The sequence below is a fragment of the Legionella bononiensis genome, assembly GCF_016786215.1.
In the GTDB taxonomy this organism is placed as follows: domain Bacteria; phylum Pseudomonadota; class Gammaproteobacteria; order Legionellales; family Legionellaceae; genus Legionella; species Legionella bononiensis.
This window is the reverse complement of sequence record NZ_JADOBG010000022.1, coordinates 344,241-365,297: the sequence shown is the minus strand read 5'-3', so window position 1 is coordinate 365,297 and position 21,057 is coordinate 344,241. Positions and strand designations below refer to the sequence as shown.

Below are 21,057 nucleotides of genomic sequence, written 5' to 3'. Positions count from 1 at the left end.
TTTCGAACACTCTGAACTTAATCAATTTCTACGCATTTATTACTCAATTTTTAATCAAATAGTAGATTTTTTCAGACAATTAGAGTATAATTGGCAGAATTTTTTTCAAACAAGGGAACGACATGATTTCAATGACTACCTATTGGCAGCAATATAAGGATTGTATTGATAGCCTTCCAGCAGATTCAACTGGAAATGAAGAATACTCCAGACAAATTGCTACAGCAAACAAATTAATTGCTATTGGTTTAACAATAGAGAAATTAGGCATAACAGAAATCAAACAAGTAGTGAACTCGCTGCATACTATAGCCAAAGACTTTAACCATCAAGTAGTCTATAAGGCTCCAGATAAAGAATACAAATTCAGTTTACCCAAAATAACGAATCCCAAGAGTTTGATTTTCGCAATCCTGTATTTTCAACATCTATCCAATTACGCAGAGGTCAGTTATCAAGGATCAATTAATTTTTTTATGAAAGGTTTCGTAACTAGCGCGGTTAACGATAAAAAGAAGCCTACTGCCAATCAAGCAAATGCGATGCTTGTTGAAATTAAGAATTACTGTCAAAGTCAAAATATTGAACTGGATGAAACTCAGCTTCTAAATAAAAACAAAGAAGCAGCTAATGATTATGTTTCAAGATTAGTCAGTACTTTTCTTTCGGTGAAACCAGAACAAATGGACCTAAAAAGTTCTGATGAGCCTGTTGAGGCTATCGAAATCCAAAAATCGATTGAAGATCAAGAGTCCTCATCAGAAGAGCGAGCAGATCTGACTCGAGCAGGATTACCTCTTGAGGAAGTAATGCACGCTCCAGAAACCACGGAAGATCTGACTCAAATCCAAGTGTCCTCTGAGGAGTTAAAGGACGAACCAGAAGAACTGCCCCGTATCGAATCACCACTTAAAGAATTAAAGAACACATCAGAAGATCTTGAGAGTCTGGCCATTCTTCGAATGTCTCTTGAAGATCTGGATAAGCAAAAAGTACAATTACAGCTTAAAATTGATTTATTCTCAACCAAAAGAAATCAGTTAGAACAAGCCAAACAATATCATCTCAAAGTAAATCAGGAATGGCAAAATACAGGGTTTATAACCAAATTCTTTTATTGGTTAATTTCCTGGGCAATTGAGATTCCATTGCTTAAAAATATAAAAACAGCAGAACAAAATGTACATGAAAAAGAGGCATCACTAAATCAGGATATTCCCTCTGGAAAAACCTCAGATTCTTATCTTGGAGAGTTAACATTAGAGTTAGAACAACTGAACTCTTCCTCCAGAAGCATTGGAGACAAGATTGAGCATCAAATTAAAATAGAACGAGCAAAACAAGATGCTTTAAAACAAGAACAATTAAGGCAGGAACAATTAAAACAAGAAGAATTATCAAAACAAAAAGCATTAAAGTCAAAAGCATTATTAGACGAATTATTAGGAACTCCCCGCTCAAGCACTGATATCTTCTTTAGTAATAGAGAGTTAAATGCCGATAAATTAGGTACTGATACCTTACACACTAAAAAAATGCTTACCGTTGAGCCCGAGAAAATGCCAACCTCTGAGCCGGAACAAGAATCAGAGAGTCAATCAACAAATATAAACTCCAATCACGGATTTTTTAAACAATATATGCCCAGTAAAATGACATTACAAGCTGCTGCCGTAGCTGGTGCTGCCATTGTCATTCAAAATATGCTTTACGGTTCATAAAAACAATTTCGTCAGGAGATGTTGGGCAATCAAAATGCCCAACAGAAGCATTGCGAACCCCATTGCCAAAGTCCATCATGATGATGTTGATGCGGCAATTCCCTGCATAGATGCTGCGAGTGACGGACGCTATGAGTCAATGTTCGATTAGCGCCATAGGTTCCATAATGATTTATTGGTGACCAGTCAGGAGTAACAGGGGGTAGAGAAGGACTATAGTTTGAGAACTGGTCACCCGCATGAACAACTTTGCCTCCAACGACTGTCATGATTGAATAAATGTCCTTGATTTCTTCATCCGGTATGGTGAAGAAATCTTTGGATAACACCGCAAAATCAGCTAATTGATTGGGCAAAAAGGAACCTTTGATTGTGGATTCATTTGAAAACCACGCACTCCCTTTCGTATACAGTTCCAATGCTTTTTCTCTGGAAAGTATATTATCCTCCTGATAAAGAGAAGTTCCTCCGATAGTCTTACCCGTTGTTAACCAATAAAGACAAAGCCAGGGATTATAACTGGATACTCTTGTGGCATCAGTACCCATACCTACAGGTATTTCTGCATCAAGTATTTTTTTTATTGGCGGAGAACGCATTGTCGTCTCGCTCCCATATCGATGTAAAAAATACTCCCCTTGAAATGCCATTCGATTTTGGATGGCAATACCACCTCCGAGATTTTTAACTCGTTCAATGGATTTATCAGAAATAGTTTCAGCATGATCAAAAAACCAATTTAAAGTATTGATTGGTATTTCTTTATTTATTTCCTCATAAACAGTTAATGCTCGCACAATCGACTCATCATAAGTGGCATGTAAGCGAAAAGGCCATTGATTTTCTGCCAACAATCGCACCACCGGTTTTAATTGCTCTTCCATAGTCGCAGCCAAGTCTGGTCGTGGTTGTAAAAAATCCTCGAAATCAGCGGCAGAAAAAACCAACATCTCCCCTGCTCCATTATGGTGGTAATATTCATTGCCCTGTTGGTACTTTGTTGTTTTGGTCCACAGTGAAAAATCTTCCAGTTCCTTACCGGGTCTTTGGGTAAATAAATTGTAAGCAATTCGAACTGTGAGCTGATGTTCCCGATTCAAATGTTCAATAATCGCATAATCCTCAGGATAATTTTGGAAGCCTCCTCCAGCATCAACAACGCTGGTTATTCCCAATCGATTCAATTCACGCATGAAATATATCGTGGAATTCACTTGATCTGCGTGAGCCAGTTTGGGACCTTGAGCCAGAGCTGAATAAAGAATGAGTGCATTAGGATTAGCAATGAGCATACCTGTTGGATTTCCAGATTTATCCCTTTGTATGAAGGTTCCCGGAAGTTCTTTAGTATGTTTATCATAACCAATTGCAGCTAATGCCGCTTTATTAAGCAGTGCTCTATCATATAAATGCAATACAAATACTGGGGTATCTTTGGAAACAGCGTTTATTTCTTCCAAGGTAGGCATCCGCTTTTCTTTAAATTGAAACTCAGTCCACCCACCAACCACACGAACCCATTGCGGCACAGGGGTCCGTTGAGCCTGTTCTTTTAACAGATACAAGGCGTCAGCAAGACTGTTAATTCCATCCCACCGTAATTCCATATTAAAATTAAGACCACCGCGAATCAGATGAATATGTGAATCATTTAGTCCTGGAATAACTGTTTTCTTCTGTAAATCGATCATTTGGGTTGAAGGCGTTTTTAATTTGATTATTTCAGAATCTAAACCAAATTGAACAAAACGCTGATTTTTAACTGCAACAGCAGTTGTCTTCTGATCACCAATTCCAGGACCTTGAAACAAACCATTAAAGAAAATACTGTCCATAATAGCGCCTCAGCTGATTTATTTAACCACTTTGCCTTGCCATTTGGCTCTTGGTTTTTGCTTATGAACCATAGTGTAAGCGTAATCAACACCAATTCCATAAGCGCCACTATGTTCTCTGACTATATCCATGGTTCCATTGTAAGTGGATTTTTGAGCCCAGTCTCTTTGCCATTCGAGCATTAACTGTTGCCAGGTCAAAGGTACAATTCCAGCCTGTATCATCCGATTCATTGACGATCTGTGAGCAGTTTCACTGGTACCACCGCACGCATCTTCTACGACATAAGTTTCAAAACCGTCCTGCATCGCAGAGAAGGCACACATGTTGATACACACTTCGGTCCATAAACCGGCTAAAATTAATTTTTTCCTTTGGGTACTAATGATGCTGTTTCGTACTTTTTCCGAATCCCATGAATTCATGCTGGTTCGTTCAATAAGTTCATTCTGAGGAAAGACATCTAATAATTCAGGCAATACATAACCACTAAAACTCTCGGTTTCAACAGAGGTAATAATGGTGGGAACATCAAATAATCTGGCTGATTTTGCAAGAGCTACAGCATTATTTTTTAAACTCTGACGATCAATATTCACAACGCCAAAAACCATTTGGGGTTGGTAATCAATCAATAACACAACAGAATTTTGTGGTGTTAGAAGTTCCAGTTTCTTATCCATAAAATGTACTCCTTTAAAAGTAATCAAGGCAAATCAAACAATAAAAACTCAGATGTATTTTTTGATTTAATTTGGATAGGTTCTTGAGTTATTGCGACTCCATCACCTGAGGACAAAGGATGCCCATTGAATTCAATTGATCCTTTTATAAGCTGTAACCAACCACATCGACTCATCCCGAACTCATAGTCCAGTACTTGATTCTCATCAAGATAAGCAGCATATAGAGCGACGTCCTGGTGAATTTTAATAACTCCGTTACCTGCTGCTCCAGAAGCAACCAAGATTAATTGATTGTCTTTTTTGATGATGGGTTGTTGTTGATACCCTGGTTCGAGGTTATGTTCATCAGGAGTAATCCATATTTGAAGAAAATGCACTGGAGCTGTAGAAGAATGATTAAATTCACTGTGTGCTATACCAATCCCTGCAGACATCAACTGGATTTCACCTGAGCGAATAATGGAACCGTTTCCAATACTGTCCTTATGCTCTAACTCGCCCTCAATGACGTAAGAAATAATTTCCATATTTTGATGAGAATGACGCCCAAAGCCCATTCCTGGCTGAACGGTATCTTCATTTATCACTCTTAACTGGCTGAACCCCATATACTCAGGATCATAATAGTCTGCAAATGAAAAGGTGTGTAGGCTATTAAGCCAGTGAGTATGAGTTATCCCTCTGTCTTTGGCTTTTCTGATCGTAATCATCGCGAAATACCTATGTCTGGACTAATACCCTGTTTAACAATCAATATAACAATGTCTTCCCGAGCGAGTCGAAACGTTCCATTATGAAGTACAAACGAAACATCACTCTTTATTGCCCCGCAAATACTCGTAAAGATACGTTCTTGTACCCATTTAAACCAATGAATAAAATCGCGCATGTAAAACATCTTTAAATAATAGTACAGATTAAAAAATCTGCAGGATTGATTGATTTATCAAACGACATCCTCACTGGATGAGGTTCAACTGTGCATTTCATCAAGGTAGTCTTGAGAGTAAAGAATTCAACTCCGGGTATTGCTTAAAAAAAAAACATATGTTAGGGTTGTTCTGTAGAATATTAATACACTAATACTTTATGGCTTTACCTGAATGATATTAATACAACAGATCACTACAATTCACACCACAAATACCACCGGCTAGTCCGGTACTCATCTTCTATACACATCATTCCATTACTTTTTTTTTAACCTCTCCGAGGAATTGTTATGTTTCGTAAAATGCCATTTATTTTATTAGCCATTATATTGGCAGTTCTATGCTTTGCCCCGATGATGCCCTACGGGCTAAAACAAGTTTTATACTCTATAAGTCTGAGTATTAAATCCCTCATTGTTCTTGCCCTGCCGTTTATTATCTTTGCTCTCCTGTTAAAAACAGTACTGACCTTATCCAGTAAAGCAACCAAAGTTATTGGCATGATCCTGATCTTTGTCTGCTGTTCCAATTTTATTTCCACTTTTCTTAGTCATTTTGTTGGAATAGGGATATACCACCTGGGTTTCTCGATGATAGTTCCTCCTAAAACCATGGAGCTGCTTCCTTTATGGATGTTTGAACCGCCCAAATTAATTGCAAACGACAAGGCTATGTTTGCGGGAATTATTCTGGGTTTCATCCTGTCCAGACTTAACTCTTATAAATCATTGATGATTGTGCGCAAAATTGACAACGTGATGCACGTTCTTTTGTCATTCATTGTCTGTCTCATACCCTTATTTGTGGCCGGATTTCTTATCAAATTGCAGTACGATGGAGTGGTATCGGTCATCATCAAAGACTACGCCCCTATTTTTCTCCTAATAGCCCTTGCTCAATTTGTTTATATCGGATTTGTCTTGTTGTGTTTAAACCAGTTTCGAATTACCGGATTATTCAAAGATCTCAAAAATATGCTGCCTGCAGTTATTAGCGGTTTTAGCACTATGTCAAGCGCAGCCAGTATGCCTCTTACTATTATTGGCGTAGAAAACAGTACACAGAATAAAGAACTGTCGAGTGCAGTTATTCCTGCTACAGTGAATATTCATCTGATTGGTGATTGTTTTGCCATCCCCATATTTGCTTACGCGGTCTTAAAAAGTTTTGGAATGGATGAACCTTCTTTATTAACGTATCTTCTGTTTACTTTCTATTTTGTATTAGCCAAATTTTCTGTAGCGGCCATACCCGGTGGCGGAATTATTGTAATGCTGCCTATCCTTGAAACTTATCTTGGCTTTAATGCTGAAATGATGTCTTTGATTACAGCACTGTACATTCTTTTTGATCCGGTCATTACCAGCGCTAATGTCCTGGGTAATGGAGCATTTGCTAAAATGATTGATGCATTCGCAGCCTATCGAATCAAAAGAAACGCCGTAGCTGATGGAGCAATTTCCAGTTGAAGCGTCATTACTTAATCAAGGCTCTTGTAAAACCAGGAGCCTGTAATACCAAGAGTGCAAATGACTGGATTTATCAAAACATCAAAACGAATCTGCTGCCGTTTATTTATAGCTTCATGCGATCACTTTAAGTTAAGATAATATCAGGACGCAGTTCATAAGTACTGATAGTGTTTTAAGGGATTAGACCATGACCCGTCGGGTTATTAATAATAATGTTGATATTTACAGCATTCCAAATCAATTGGATATCAGTCTAGGCTCTCTTACCTTGGGCGACTTACATGGCAATCCCATCAAACTGCTCTATTTTCTCTTTCGTCATCAGATCATCGGCTTTAAAAAGGAAGTAATCAATAAAGAGAATACCTACCAAGAGTTTGTAACAGTTTATGAACACTATGGGGACCTACTCCAGACATACCGGGAGCTGCAGATCACCTTACACTTCATACAACTAAAAATAACGAACGCCGAAGAACGACTTGCCAGCACTGAGAACCATGTAACGAGCGCAATACAGCATAACTCATCACAAATAGCGCAATGGATCATCCAAAAAAAGCACATAACAGAACAGTTACAAAATAACCTGAATACTAAACAAAGCCTGGTACAGCAATTACTCGAACAAAAAGAACACTGTCGCGCTTGCCTCAATCAATTTAATCATTTGATGACCACTCTGGAATTAATAGATAATAAAACGCTTCTACGATTAATTGGTGATGAAATTGCAGATCGAGGAAATTGTGATTATTTTACGTTAAGAATTTTAGAATTTCTTCAGCACCATCACAGTAACGTACGCATCATACTTTCGAATCACAGCTGTGAATTTATTTACGCTTTCGAAGAATTACTGAACGGACGACCATTTCTACCTATGGGTACCATCAATGAGGCACAAATTACCTCATTTATTGGACTTAAATTACTTTTGGAGCATGATCTTATCAATAAAGAAGAACTGTCTCGTATAGTAAAACAAAGTTACAATCCTGCTCTGAACCTTATTGATTACAGCTTGAATCAAGAAGGCATCACCCTGTTCAGTCATGCGCCTATTCGATTTGACAGTATTCGCAAGTTAACCAATCGATTAAGACTACACTATGATGACTCCTCCAAAGAAGCCCTGGCAGCTACAATCGAACAGATTAATTTCCAATTCCAAAATTACGCTAACAACAATACCATTCATTTATTGATTCATAATCACAACATCCATGATAAAACCAATATGTCAGAAGATGAATGTACTGCCAGTCCTTTGGTTTATTTCATCTGGAATCGATGGAACCTGGCAAAAGATACAGATACTGCAAGACCTGCGACTCACAATGGCTATACCCTTACCTATGTTCACGGACATGACCCGTTCCAAAGTATACTGCCGCACATTCACAATCTGGATACCTTATGTGGAAAAGAATCCAGAAAGACTATGAATGAGCAAATCAATCAATCATTTCAATTTCTAAAAGAAAATCAACATAAACTGATTGATAAAACTGCAACAGAAGACTATCTACGTAATGTAAACAGATACAAAGTGTTCGATTCGGATGAGCACGATTTAAAAACCGAACTTAAGATTAAACCGGTTTATACTGAAACCAACGAAAATGGCAGTCTGAAAACACTGAGCCTTCTGGGAAGACCCGTTATTGATCCCGATCTCCTATCAGTAACCCTGGATGATCAGGAAATCCAGCCCAACTTACTCTCACCAAAAGTCCCAGTCCTTAAGCAACAAACAAACGAATCATTTCATCGACAGAACATGAACAAGAGAACCGAGCCGCGACCGTAAGGAAGCGGAACAGTTTAATAGCCATAAGTATCCTCATACTGATAAAATATAATAAAATTTATCCATCAATAATTCCATTACCATCTATTTTACTCACGGTATTTCAATTAAAAACACAATGAACTATAATTATTCCATATTAATATAATTTGAACAGAACATGCTTATAGATGCCTCATTGTTTGGCCATATTGAAAACGACTCATCCCTTACCGGTACCTACCATCTACAAGGACATCCTTTCGCCAGAACGGTCGAATATCTGAGTCAGTACCTGGATCATCTCATCCATACGAAACAACCCTTTCCCCCTGAGTACAGTACTTTAATCGATCAGATGAAGTACATCAGCAGTATTGAGCAAAAAACGTCAAACATGACTCAAGCAGCTCTATTTGATCGGGATATAAATCAACTGGCTGATTCAATAGTTGAACACATTATCAATATGCCCAAGAAGGGCAAAACTCTACTCCCTGGAGGATGGCATAACAGTGATGGCGGTCATTCCATGGTGTATGAATTTACGCCTGACGACACAGGTTTCATTTTTAGCGCAATCAATGCAGGCGCAGGTATACAATACCATGCCAAAAAATCAGCTACAGAAAAAGAGTTATATAACCCAAGAAAATCCTGGCATATCCCCACTCCGACCTCTGCCAAAGAAAGGGAAGAACTGGTTCATTTTATTGCAAAAATTCTTAAAGCCAGGTTGCCATTGCCAGCACACTCCAGAAAAAAACCCTTGAATGAAAAAGTACTTTATGAAGAAATTCTACCCAGCATCAGCTACGTTAATGGGGTAGAAATTGATGCAAGTCAAGGACTTTCAGAGCATGCCTATACCGGTGGACAATTGTCAGGAACGTGTTCACAACGATCACCCCATCAAATGCTCAAGATAAACACCCAATCACTAAAAGCATATCAAGGGTTCATGTTCCAGTTCAAACAGTACGCTCTGGTTGATTATGTTGAATCCTGCATCAATAAACAGGTACCCTACACCCCGGGAGTATTGGATCAAATACGTCTGGCTATTGATAATAATTTAAAGATATTGAATAGTCCCGATCTATTTAACGAAATTGAAATTGAAGCAGAACACGATAAAATAGTTGCATTAGAACAACGATTAAGCGCAACACCATTTGACGCACCTGTAGTAAAATCGCTCCCCCATGCGGAAGTTTTTTCATTAACTATTCACTCCCAAGCCAATGCAGCCCCTCAAATCCAACTGGATCAACAGGCGCATGATGCCCTCATTCCCACGATGATTGAATTGAAGGACGGGACAAACCTCCTTGACAATCTCACACGAGCCCTTTCAAACATCAATGCTATTAATGATCCGGCTACTCAATACAATTATCTTGAACGACTTATTTTGGAGATGCCTCTGGGTCCAAAATTGCCGAATAATCCCGATTTTTATCGTGAACTGCTCAGCATGAATGATTTTGAGCGATTTAAAGACCAGCTACAACAGATTCAGGGTCTACTTCTCAAACTTAAAACCAACTGGTTTAACAAAGAACAGAATCCGGCCATAAACTTGATGCTTTTGAGCATCATCAGTCTGCAAATCGATGCCTATACAGTCATCCCACTAAACAGCAATCTGCCCTCATTTTTACCTTTATCACATTGTCTGATGCAATCCCTTATAGGAAATCAGGACAGAAACCCTTTTTATGCCACGAATAATCCTGTCCTTGATCAGCGATTCAAAGAAATGCAGGAACGTTACAAAAATGCAACAAGACAGTATACAGACGATTATCATCGCTATTTAAAATTATTATTGGAATCTGAACCTCAACTGAATAATGAATTAATGGCTCTTTACGATCAAGAATTTGGCCAAAACACTACGGAACTGCATGATGAAATCAGGAGGCTGGGACTAAAATCATTATTCTTGATCGCACGACATTATGATAATACCAAACGTCTTGATGCTAAATTTAACCCCATTATCACAAAAGTTGTGAACCATATGGAACATGAGTCCACGCTCAGAAAAGCCGTCAATCCATTTTTTAAACAAGAATATCTGGATAGGGTTTGGTTTAGATTGAGTATCGATTACAACACCTTTCGCGTATCATCACCTTTATTTCCCGGCTTCATTTCCAGCGAGAAATTAGTTACTGGATTAACTCAATCCAAATACAATTTAAAAGATTCGCCGGCTAAAGATGCCCTTGAAGCAGATGTTTCTGAATTCACGGCCTACTCCAAACGAATTACCAGCAAAACAGCCAACTCTATTCAATTAAACCCGGAAAAACCGGCTGATGATAAAGAAAGCGCCAGACAAATCACTCAGGCTGATATAGTAGCAAGAGATTATTTGCATCTGAGAAGTGATCCAGAACTGCAAATTCCGCTCACTCTTGATTACTTTACACGTCATATTGATTCATTGTCAGACGAGTCCAATCAACGCTACGTTGAAGCGAATATCTTCCAACCTGGACTGCTGTTAAATGCGAGCAAGAAGCCTCAATTTATTCCCCAGTTTGACACGTATCTCAAAACAGGGATGCGGTTTTTTACTCAAAATGGACAACATACACGTGATTCACTTCAATTTTTACGCCTCGATTTTCTGGTCAGCCGCTATCTTGCCCTGGATAAAAATCCAACAGGTATGAAAAGACTTCAAGACATTCAACATGATCTGGAAAAACAACTGTCGCTGCCTAATGAGCCTGAAGTAATCTATGTACTGCAACATTATCTATTTTTGAGCCTGGTAGCGCGCATGGATCAAGGTGAACAATCGGATGAGATTTTTACCCTGGCTTATAAAGCCTATATCTATTTGAATAGCCATACCAATCCCCTGATACTGGAGGATAAAGCGCATCGTCTGAGTGTAGACTGCGCTATTGCCCAATTTAAAGCGATCATCAGGCAACAACCTAGAGTCGCTTTAGGACAAACAATAACAAGCGCATTACAGGAAGTAGAACACGTCACTGAAAACGATCTCATTATCAGAGGCCAATTTCCAGTGTTTTATGTTGAAAACCAGTTAACTCGCAAATCTTATGAATTTAATGCGTTACAAGGAAAATTATTTGAACGCGGCCTTGCTCGAAGTGGTGTGCCGCTGGTTATTCAAAATCACCCATTAATCAAGGAACTGGGACTAGAGCATGTTAAAGAATGTCTCATGAACTCTAATCAAAGTTATATGATTTTGTCAGAAAAGGGACAAGAGGTTCACCTGTACCATAATGCAAACCAGTTAACGGTTCGAAAAAAATGGACCATTCAAAGCATTCAAGGCGATTATGAACTGCAGGCGCTGACTGAAAATCATCAGGCATTGCATGCCAATAAAAATATCCTGCCTATTAGAGCGGATCTACCCAAAACTCTAACTGACGGTACGATGAATTATTGGCGGGATGTGAACAGCCTCAACCATGGGATATTAGTTCAAAATAATATTCCAATATATTCAGTGTACAATGGCAAGCTAAGAGCACTTGATTCAAAAGGAAACGAAACGAAAGCCCAGTTATCGAGCGATAATCCACCATTACTCAAACAGTTTGAAAGTTCTCTGTTCCTCTTATCTCATGAAAGTCAATCCGGTTCTTATGTAAGCCTCCCAAGGTATAATCTGAATTTTGAGCTTAAAAATTCACAAATCATTAACAAGGAAACAGGTGAGCTAGTAGTCGATTCTCCATCACCAATTCATCCTGGTGTAGCCGGCCTGGTTCTGACCTCTAAAGATCAGCAACGCTATATTGTTCCAGTCGCCCGATTCTATGCTACAGAAGAGGGAGCGCAAAAAAGTGAGTTCTATCCAGTAGAACACGACATACATGGACTCATTCCTGAAATCAGGCTCCAATTTCATTGGAAAAGTAATCCGCCCCTTCAAAAACCGATGTGGCAGTACCAAAACTCGGGACACTACATCAGTTTTCGAATCAAGGACGGTGAACCCATTGCGGATAACGTCGCTGACGCCCTGTATCTTGTTTATGTGTATATGGCGACCAATCAAACGGAAAAAGCCTGGAAGACTTTGGAGGAATGTAATACCCGATTGGGAGGATTAACAGGGAGTCCTGAAGAGCTGCAATTTATCCACTGGATATGCAATGAAATGCCGCACATTCTTCCCAGTGATAAGAGTGAGTACGAACAAAATAAACCCAAAAGAAGAACACCCCCCTATGTTGCGTGTCAATTAAAAGCAATGAGTCTTTTATGTGATTACCTCACCCAAAATGGCCCCATTAAGTTAAAAGATACCAAGCTTCCCGAGGGAACTGCCAATGCTCTTTATGAATCATTAAGACAAGATGAATTAACAACTTTTCAAAATAACCTGCCACAAAGGATATATCACTCTTTTTCTCGCTTACAAACCATGCGACGCCATTTAGAGCACAGCTATATTCTTTCACCCCTGGAACGCAAAAGGTTATTATCTTATTACCATCAATCACAACCCAAAGACCATGCGCCTCAAGGAGCTTTGGGTTATGAATGGATGAGTTTAAGTCTTGAAGAACTGCTTAAAGAACGCGATGGGATCCTGGCTCGACAAACTGCCGATAAATCATTATCGCGTGCCGATGAAGATCGATTAAACTTTATTAATGAAAATCTGGCCCGTTTAAAACCTGTTGTTGCCAAATCGACTGTCCTGGAATTAGTACCGATTGATTTGGAACTTCCTGCTTCCAGCAGCATAAAACAGAATCTGCTCACGCAGAGTACAATCGCATTAATGGAGCAGTGGTTTCATAAATTACCTGGAGACGACGTCAGTCCTCATCAGCAACAGGTAGCAGTTAGCGCTCTTTCATCTGTAATGACTGATGATGATTTCATTAAACATTTTCCTGCCTTCTTACAATTAGCCTGTACAATAGCCTCAAAGGAACGCAAAGAATTATACGACTTCTGTTCTCAAACCTTAATTGCTACACGTCACACCCAATTAGAACATCAAGAATCCAATATACCTTTGTTATGTAATATATTATATCGATTATTAACCACAGAGAGTCATAATACATTCAAGTATAAAACTTATAAATTCAATGAATTAGTCTTACACTTGAATCGGTTAAAAGTCCCTCCCTTGTCTGTTTATCAGGCTAAAGACGTCTACCAACACATTTTAGCAAAACCTGAAGAGTTATTGGCTCATCATGAACGTCCGGACCACCCCCCTTTAAAAGTGACCCGAACTGCTTTACCTTCCCTAATCGCACAAATGGGAATAGAACCCCTACTGTTCCAGCAGTCGGCTGGATCAAAAGAGGCAATCAACAGAGTACTTGCTCAATATAAAGAACTTGAAGAGAAAGCCAACGAAGCGATTTCTTTACTGAGTAAAGGCCTCAAAAATGATCTGGAACACACCTTCGCCATTGAAGAACAGGCGGGAAAAATTCTTTTTGCCCTTGAGCATGAAAAAAGGTTGGCTGCAAGGACATTAATCCAATCTCCTGAGTTGACCCAAAAACTGCTCACCGCCGCAAAAACTGCAGAACCCTTGCTCGTTCAACAGATAAAACAATCCTGGTCTGAAGCTCTTGCTCTTGCCAATCAAGGTCCTGAAGATCCTAAAAAACGCAGGATATGGTCTATTGAAAAAAAATCCAGGGCCCGAGCGGCATTAACACAGTCTGATCTGCTGTCACTCTACTCCCGAGCAGACTTTGCCTACAGCGTTGAAAAAACAGGTTTGAGTCTTGAAAACGTACAACGCCTGCACGATTTAATCCATCAATCCTTAGTGCACGGAATACAACTTCAGTCTCTGGAAAAAGTAAAAACCAACCTGAGCAAATCATTAACTACTGGTAATGCCAATATCATGGCTCAAGCTCTGGATATACTGGCTCGAACAGAAATTCCAGGACTTGATGATCCATCCATAGTGATTTTGCAGCATGAAGACAAGATCTTGTTGCGCAAACGACAAGTTAGCGCCCTGGAATCCTTACTCAAAGAACCTAAGGAAGGACGTCGCTTTAATGAAACCATCGAAAAAATCATTATGGGTGGCGGTAAATCCAAGGTAATTCTCCCTATTCTGGCTGAAAAGAAAGCACAGGGCGACAACCTGGTGGTAATTGAAGTCCCCCAAGCGCTGTTAGCAACGAATCACGTTGATTTAAACCGTACCTCACAACGTCTGTTTGGCAAAAGAGCCTACCGTTTTGAATTCAATCGAGACAGTGACTGTTCTCCTGAACGCTTCGAACAAATGTACCAGTTATTGATAGAAGTCATGACTACTCGAGGCTATCTGGTGACCACCGGAGAGTCCATTCAATCGCTGGAATTAAAGTACGTAGAGCTTTTGCTTTCAAACGCAGAGCACGATGAAACATGGAAAAAGCAAGTTTATTGGTGTGATAAAATTACCAACCTCTTCCGAAATCACGCCGATTGCCTCATTGATGAAGTCCATCAAGGCTTATCTATAAAGAAAAAGCTTAACTATACCTTAGGTGAATCAAAACCCATCAGCCCATCGTTAATCAAAAACGCGATCGCTCTGTTCAGTTTTATTGATCAGAACATCATCCGTGAAGCCCCTTCATATGATGACTCTCATGATTGGACACCGTTTAAAACAGAGTTGGCAGTCAAGCTCATTACGGATCCCTCCAGCCCATTAAGCACCTTTGTGGCCCAGGCAAAAACCAAATACGGTGCCCATGTTCAGGCGGAACTTATTGCCTATCTGACCAATAGCTCGCCTTCGATGCCTGAAGCGGTTAGTACCGCAAGCAAGGATGACCAGGCAACATTAGCATTTTTTAAACAAGAAATTAATGTACGGTTGCAACAGACCCTGACCCAGAAACTGGGTAAAAACTACGGTGAATCACATCGTAAAGATTTAAGTCCTCTGGAGAAAACGCTGGCGATTCCTTATGCTGGAGTGGACACGCCTAACGAAAGGAATCGCTACAAGGAAGAACTGGAAGCAATTAACAAAACCATTCAAATGATGCTCCTCAAAGGAGTCAGCAAGGAACAACTGGTTGAACGGATTGAAGAATGGATAGCCTTAGCCCGACAGGAATTATTGCAACTCCAGATACCTGCTGATTCAGACAAGATTCCTTCAATTGATGATACACCTACAGCTCAAGGTTTTGCATTATTAACCAGTGGATTAGGCATTCGGTTAAGTCAGGTTGATAGTAAAAATGATGCTCAAATGACCGAGCTGCATCAACGACTTCAATCGAACACTTCGCTCATTTTTGATTTTTTAAGGGAATATTCGCTAAAACAAATCAAGCAGGACAGTGCCATCCTTTCCAGCGATAACTTCAATCATACCGACCAATATCGAAGCGTTCAGGGGGTATCAGGCACTCCATCCTTAAATGGTGCGGCTTATCATCAACGACTGGATTACGATAAAAGTTCTTCCCTCGGATCAGACGGATATATTTTTGAAGTCATGCGGAGTAAGACTTCCGTTTCAAGCTGTGACTATGACCATTGCGCTCAATTTATAAACGACATCATTTCTCGCTCCAAAGCCCGCGATCGAACACGCTGCATCATCGATATTAAAGGAACATTTACTGGTGTCAGTAATCTGGAAGTCGCTAAAGAAATAGCTCGATACATCAGAACGAACCCAGCTCAGTTCAGCACTCCGTTAAAACAGGTTCTGTATTTTAATGAAGACCAGGTGTTATGTGCTTTAAATGTTAACGCCCCAGATAAAACCATCATACTGGGTACAACAGATAATGATGAATTAAATCGTCTGCTCGACTCAACCCCTGAAGAACGCTTTACCTTATATGATCAAATTCACACTACAGGCATTGATATTAAACAATTCGCTCAAGCGCACGCACTGGTTTTAGTGGATGATAAAACAACCAAGCAAGAATTATTACAAGGTTCAATGCGGGAAAGAGAACTGGATTTAGATCAAACCAATGAACTGATCACTCCTGAGCGCATGAAAGAACTGTCATTGGAACAACTGGATGCCAAATTCAAGCACAATGATACAATGGCTGTGGTTATGGATGCCCCTGCTGCCGCAGAAGGCCAAATGCGGAATCATATAAGAAGAAAATTCCTAACCCTGATTCAGGATATTCCATCAGAACAGGCGGATAAAAAAGCCGCTTTAATGCAACATTTCCGACCGCTTTTTGAAGAGACTCAATCGTTGGATCTCTTTGCTCTTTATGGTGGTATCAATAAAAAACAAGCCATAGGAGTAATCCTTAAACAGTTTAAGAAGCAAATGAAAAATCTGTGGGAATCCAGATTAAAATCAGCTGACATGCCCCCTTTTGCTGAAGACATTAAACAGATGTCCCGCGAACTGCAATCCATTATCAATAAAGCGATCCCATTCTGTTTACCTGAATATGATGCCATTGATAATTCCTTTAGTACGGAAGTTGAAGTACAAAAAGAGGTTGAAAAAGAAGTTCAGATTGAACTATTAACCCTGAATGAATTTTACAATGCCCAATTAAAAGAAAAACCAGCGCAAAATTGGAACTACATATACGATCTTGACTCATTTTTTCATAATAAGGAAGCGCTTGAAAAAGTGGCATTGAGCTTAAATGCAGTATGTGCACGTGGAAATAAACATCCTGATCTCTTCTCAGACAACCTTATGGCCAGTACTAACTACGCGTATAACTATAGAGGACAAACTGAATGTGCAAACGCATTTATTAAACCCGTATTTTTAATATGGTACCACCAAAACTATCAAGGCGAACTCACTGCAATGATTGTTACTCCACAGGAAGCCCAGGAACTGACAAGAAAGGCGTTCAATGATAAAAAAAAATCAAGCTGGATTTCGACGACAATGGACACAGTAGTTGCAGGGAACCGACCAGATGGGATGCTTCAAACTGAGCGCTACCAGATAATACGAGAGCAGATCCGCTTTTTTAATGGGGAATTTTCCGGTCTGTTAAACCAGGATAGTCCTTTATTATGGCTAAAAGCTCATCCTGAAGAAAAAATCAATTTTTTTGAAAACACCTTAATGCCCTATCGTCCTGGATGTGAAGCAAGTCTTCATCAACTGAAAGAAGCGCTAACCCAGGCTAAAGCGGAAGGATATACTTATATTGCCGACCATCCCTATGAAGACCTGACTCAGTTTAACTGGATTGATATACTCCCCAACATCATCCCTGCACAAGAAAAAGAGTATCGCAAGTTAGCGGAAGTTTTTGTCTATATCAATCAGAACTGGGATAAAAAACTGATTCGACTTGAAGACTTACAAATCCAGTTCAACCTGCCCATGAATAGCCTCATCTATGTCGATAAACATTTAAAGCACCTTATGTCGCTTAGGAGTTTGCTGCAACGTTTTGAGCAATATCATTCGCCGATTCCTTTTTTGAGCTTTATTAATTTATTGAAAGCAGAAGAAAAGGAGCCTATTGAACAATGTCTGGGGATGACTCTTGAACAATTTTACCAATTGCGACACTTCGAACCACCGAAGTCAGTTGAACTACCGATTGGTAAACAGCTCGTCGAAATGACACATATGAGCATACATCTTATCAACATATTGAATACTACCCCTGCCTTTAAAGGCAAGATGCTATTCAATCAATATTTTGAAGAGTGTATCCAAAGTGCAATGAATCTGGATGACTTACGCCCCATAATTCATTCAGAGTTTCCTACAAACCAACTAATTTTTAACATCATTAACAACAGGAAATATGATGAATCCATAATACTGGAAATTCTTGAAGCCAGAAAAGATGTTACAAGCTTTCAAGCGATACTCATTGTCAAAAGATGCAGTACAGAGTCAGTAATCGACCAGATTCTCAAACAGATAAAACTGGATGATGATGCACTCATTGCATTACTTAACATACAATCCCTTACTGAATCCCAGTTACACTCAATATTAGACCGTGCGCAAAATGAATACACTGTATCACTAGTCGAGGGGCATCCGTCATGTTCTGAACAGCTTTTAGATCCGATACTGAACCATCCATTATTCAATAAAAGCCACATGATGCTTTTAATCGATAACAAACAATTCACTAAAGAGCAGCTCCTCCTTATTTTAAAACATCCCTATGCAGCGGATGAAAAAGTAATTCAGGAAGTACTTAAAAATCAAAAACAACTTGATGACGAATTATACAATCACATTCTCACTAATCACCTCAAGACGCCCAAAACTCTTGAATATGTTTACAGCAGTCAATCGGCGAGTTTAACGATACAAAAACAGGTTTTGCAACATCACTTGCTCACTCCTAGTGGAGCTGAAGATATAGTACAACATAACACGCTCCCTGAAGACCAGTTACTCCTTCTCTTAAAACATCCGACAGCGATCAATGAAACGGTTATTCTTAGAATTCTGATTTTAAAAGAATTGAGTGAACCTGTTTTACTGACACTCATTGCAAAACATTGTGACAATGAACGAATCGCAATAGCAATATACAGCCACCCATCCGCAAACTCCACAATTCGGGAGCAACTCTTATCGAATAAAAATCTGACTGCATCCTTCTTTATGATGCTTTTTTATAATAAAAGCATCCCTGATAATGAACTGATAGTTATTTTAAAACATCAATCAGGTCATAACTTTAGTGTTCAAAGTCAGGCGTTGCAGCGTTCCCAACTCAAGAAAGAACATTTTAAGGAACTTCTCATACACTGCTACAATGACCGGATCCTTGAGTACGTGTATAACCATCCCTCTGCCGATTCGGAGATTTTTGAACAGGTATTACGACATAAATTGCTGTCCCCTGAGACCATTCTGAATCTTTTAAATGATAAATCATTTACCAAAAACGAAATTCTCCTGATCTTAAAGCATCCGGATGCATGTAATGAAGACGTGATGAACTCATTACTCGCTAAAAGCCAACTTGACGAAGAACACTTAGTAGCAATACTTTCGCGTTGCAAGAGTCAACAAACTATAGAACGAGTCTACACCCACCGATCCGCCAATTCACAGGTCCGCAAGGGGCTACTTCAACATCCATTGCTTACTGTTCCTGTATTATTGGACATAATTGATAATGGACAAATGACTGATGATGAATTAATGCTGATTATTAAGCATCCGATAATCAACAAAAACCCTGTTTTATATAAAGAACTCAATCGATTATCACTGACTGAACAACACTTTGCTGAGCTTCTTAAAGGCACAATGACTCAGCCCCTAATGGATTTTATTTACAATCACCCCTCCGCGACGGAATCGGTACAACACAGTTTGTTACAACATCCAGCATTACCCGCGCGGGCTCTATTAAGAAACAACATCCCTGATCCTCAATTGCTATTGCTTCTAAACCAACGAACAACAGTAACCAGCGAGATTCTTCAGGAGATAGCGCGTATGCCTGCGATTGGCAATGAAGTTCTGTTAAAAATGATTCAGCATCCCTTGGTGAATGACCGAATCCTTGGCCTCATCATAAGTCATCGATCATTTGATGCAGAGGCGGCTTTGCTGATCCTGAGAAATCAGCTACCCCTGAATTTATTATTAGAACTTGCTACCAAAGTGTGTGACATTAAAAAACACGATGCTCAATGGGAGCAATGTTTCGATGAAATTGTTAAACAAGCCAAAATCCACAATGCGTCTCTTAATATAAGCGCAATTATCGCAGATAATTTTTCCAATATAAGCCCCAGTCTGGCACTTAGACTGTTACACAATTTAGGCAAGAAAGCACTGGATCATGTAAGTCTAGAGCCCATTATTCGTAAGGCTGACAAACAAGAACTGGATGCTTTAATCAATCTGGACAAAAACTTTTTTCAGAATGAGTTAATGGTGCTTGCCACTATGCGACTCGATACAGCACAAATAGACACATTTCTCGCTCATCCCCGAATGAACAGTACTGTTGCCGAGTTTTTATTTAATAAACCAGAATACAGTGGAACAATTAAAGCGTGGAACTGGTTAACTCAAGATCAGCTCCTGAAAACTCTGAATAACACAAACGACTATGACAGCCTGGCTTTAGCCCTCAAACACGGTGCTCTTCTGTCTGAAAACACAAAAAATCAGTGGTTGGAACATAAACGTGACGAGCACAAAGAATCCATTAAATTAAATTTAATGTCGAACAACATCCAGGGTAAATTCCTCTGTATTCTGGAAGAGTTGAGATTAAAATCCTTGTCTCATGCCATTAAGGCTACTCATAATCCTAAATACGAGCAACCCGCTCGAGTTGCCTTCGATCTCTATCATAAGCTAAAAGGGGAAGTAAACACTTTATTAATAAACCCCAAAGACAATGCCGCTCTCTTCAAGAAAAATTGTACTGACGCACTGGAAAAGGCAAAACCGGTTTTGGAGAAACATCGTGGCTACAAACAAATTGTTCTTGATATTATAAACGTCCTGTTCGCAATAACGGCACTGTTCAGAGGCGGTAACTGGAGACTATTCGAAGCGCGTACAGCTAGTATGAATACCGCAAACAAAGTTCTGGGCTCTATGGATAAGTTAATTGAAGAGAGTGCTAAGAATCTTATTCCCCCTGTCCAGTAAATGAA

General features: G+C 39.4%; 8 protein-coding genes. 4 read left to right on the top strand and 4 right to left on the bottom strand.

The window, feature by feature from the left end; translation table 11 throughout:
* Positions 1-122 precede the first annotated feature (122 nt).
* On the top strand, positions 123-1,721 hold the full coding sequence (locus IZU94_RS15195) for a V-type ATP synthase subunit I domain-containing protein (protein ID WP_203112490.1): 1,599 nt from the start codon (positions 123-125) through the stop codon (positions 1,719-1,721).
* A 29-nt stretch (positions 1,722-1,750) separates the two neighbouring features.
* On the opposite strand, the gene IZU94_RS15190 is transcribed toward IZU94_RS15195, so the two are convergent.
* Genes IZU94_RS15190 through IZU94_RS15175 form a run of 4 tightly spaced genes read right to left on the bottom strand, consistent with a single transcriptional unit; the run spans position 1,751 to position 5,132 of the window.
* Positions 1,751-3,556 (bottom strand): amidohydrolase, encoded by a 1,806-nt coding sequence (locus IZU94_RS15190; RefSeq protein ID WP_203112487.1) that lies wholly within the window; start codon positions 3,554-3,556, stop codon positions 1,751-1,753.
* A gap of 18 nt (positions 3,557-3,574) precedes the next feature.
* The gene (locus IZU94_RS15185; protein WP_203112484.1) at positions 3,575-4,240 is read right to left on the bottom strand and encodes a hydrolase; all 666 of its coding nucleotides are present in this window, start codon (positions 4,238-4,240) and stop codon (positions 3,575-3,577) included.
* A 23-nt stretch (positions 4,241-4,263) separates the two neighbouring features.
* Positions 4,264-4,953, bottom strand: coding sequence for a pirin family protein (locus tag IZU94_RS15180; RefSeq protein ID WP_203112481.1), 690 nt, complete (start codon positions 4,951-4,953; stop codon positions 4,264-4,266).
* Positions 4,950-5,132 carry a hypothetical protein gene (locus tag IZU94_RS15175; RefSeq protein WP_203112479.1) on the bottom strand — a complete coding sequence of 61 codons (183 nt, stop codon included), beginning with the start codon at positions 5,130-5,132 and terminating at the stop codon, positions 4,950-4,952. Before IZU94_RS15175 ends, IZU94_RS15180 begins: the two co-directional genes overlap by 4 nt.
* 333 nt (positions 5,133-5,465) lie before the next feature.
* Between IZU94_RS15175 and IZU94_RS15170 the strand changes: the two genes are divergently transcribed.
* The 3 genes from IZU94_RS15170 (at position 5,466) to IZU94_RS15160 (ending at position 21,052) form a co-directional block, all read left to right on the top strand.
* Positions 5,466-6,644, top strand: a complete 1,179-nt coding sequence (locus IZU94_RS15170) for a cation:dicarboxylate symporter family transporter (protein WP_203112477.1) — start codon at positions 5,466-5,468, stop codon at positions 6,642-6,644.
* Between the two features lie 190 nt (positions 6,645-6,834).
* Positions 6,835-8,460, top strand: coding sequence for a Dot/Icm T4SS effector Wip (gene wip, locus IZU94_RS15165; protein ID WP_203112475.1), 1,626 nt, complete (start codon positions 6,835-6,837; stop codon positions 8,458-8,460).
* Between the two features lie 160 nt (positions 8,461-8,620).
* Positions 8,621-21,052, top strand: coding sequence for a DUF3638 domain-containing protein (locus IZU94_RS15160; protein ID WP_203112473.1), 12,432 nt, complete (start codon positions 8,621-8,623; stop codon positions 21,050-21,052).
* Positions 21,053-21,057: the final 5 nt, after the last annotated feature.

Bases quoted from the DNA above. Each gene is read 5' to 3' on its own strand.
- IZU94_RS15190 (WP_203112487.1), bottom strand. From the start codon at position 3,556: ATGGACAGTATTTTCTTTAATGGTTTGTTTCAAGGTCCTGGAATTGGT.
- IZU94_RS15180 (WP_203112481.1), bottom strand. From the start codon at position 4,953: ATGATTACGATCAGAAAAGCCAAAGACAGAGGGATAACTCATACTCAC.
- wip (WP_203112475.1), top strand. From the start codon at position 6,835: ATGACCCGTCGGGTTATTAATAATAATGTTGATATTTACAGCATTCCA.
- IZU94_RS15185 (WP_203112484.1), bottom strand. From the start codon at position 4,240: ATGGATAAGAAACTGGAACTTCTAACACCACAAAATTCTGTTGTGTTA.
- IZU94_RS15170 (WP_203112477.1), top strand. From the start codon at position 5,466: ATGTTTCGTAAAATGCCATTTATTTTATTAGCCATTATATTGGCAGTT.
- IZU94_RS15175 (WP_203112479.1), bottom strand. From the start codon at position 5,132: ATGCGCGATTTTATTCATTGGTTTAAATGGGTACAAGAACGTATCTTT.
- IZU94_RS15160 (WP_203112473.1), top strand. From the start codon at position 8,621: ATGCTTATAGATGCCTCATTGTTTGGCCATATTGAAAACGACTCATCC.
- IZU94_RS15195 (WP_203112490.1), top strand. From the start codon at position 123: ATGATTTCAATGACTACCTATTGGCAGCAATATAAGGATTGTATTGAT.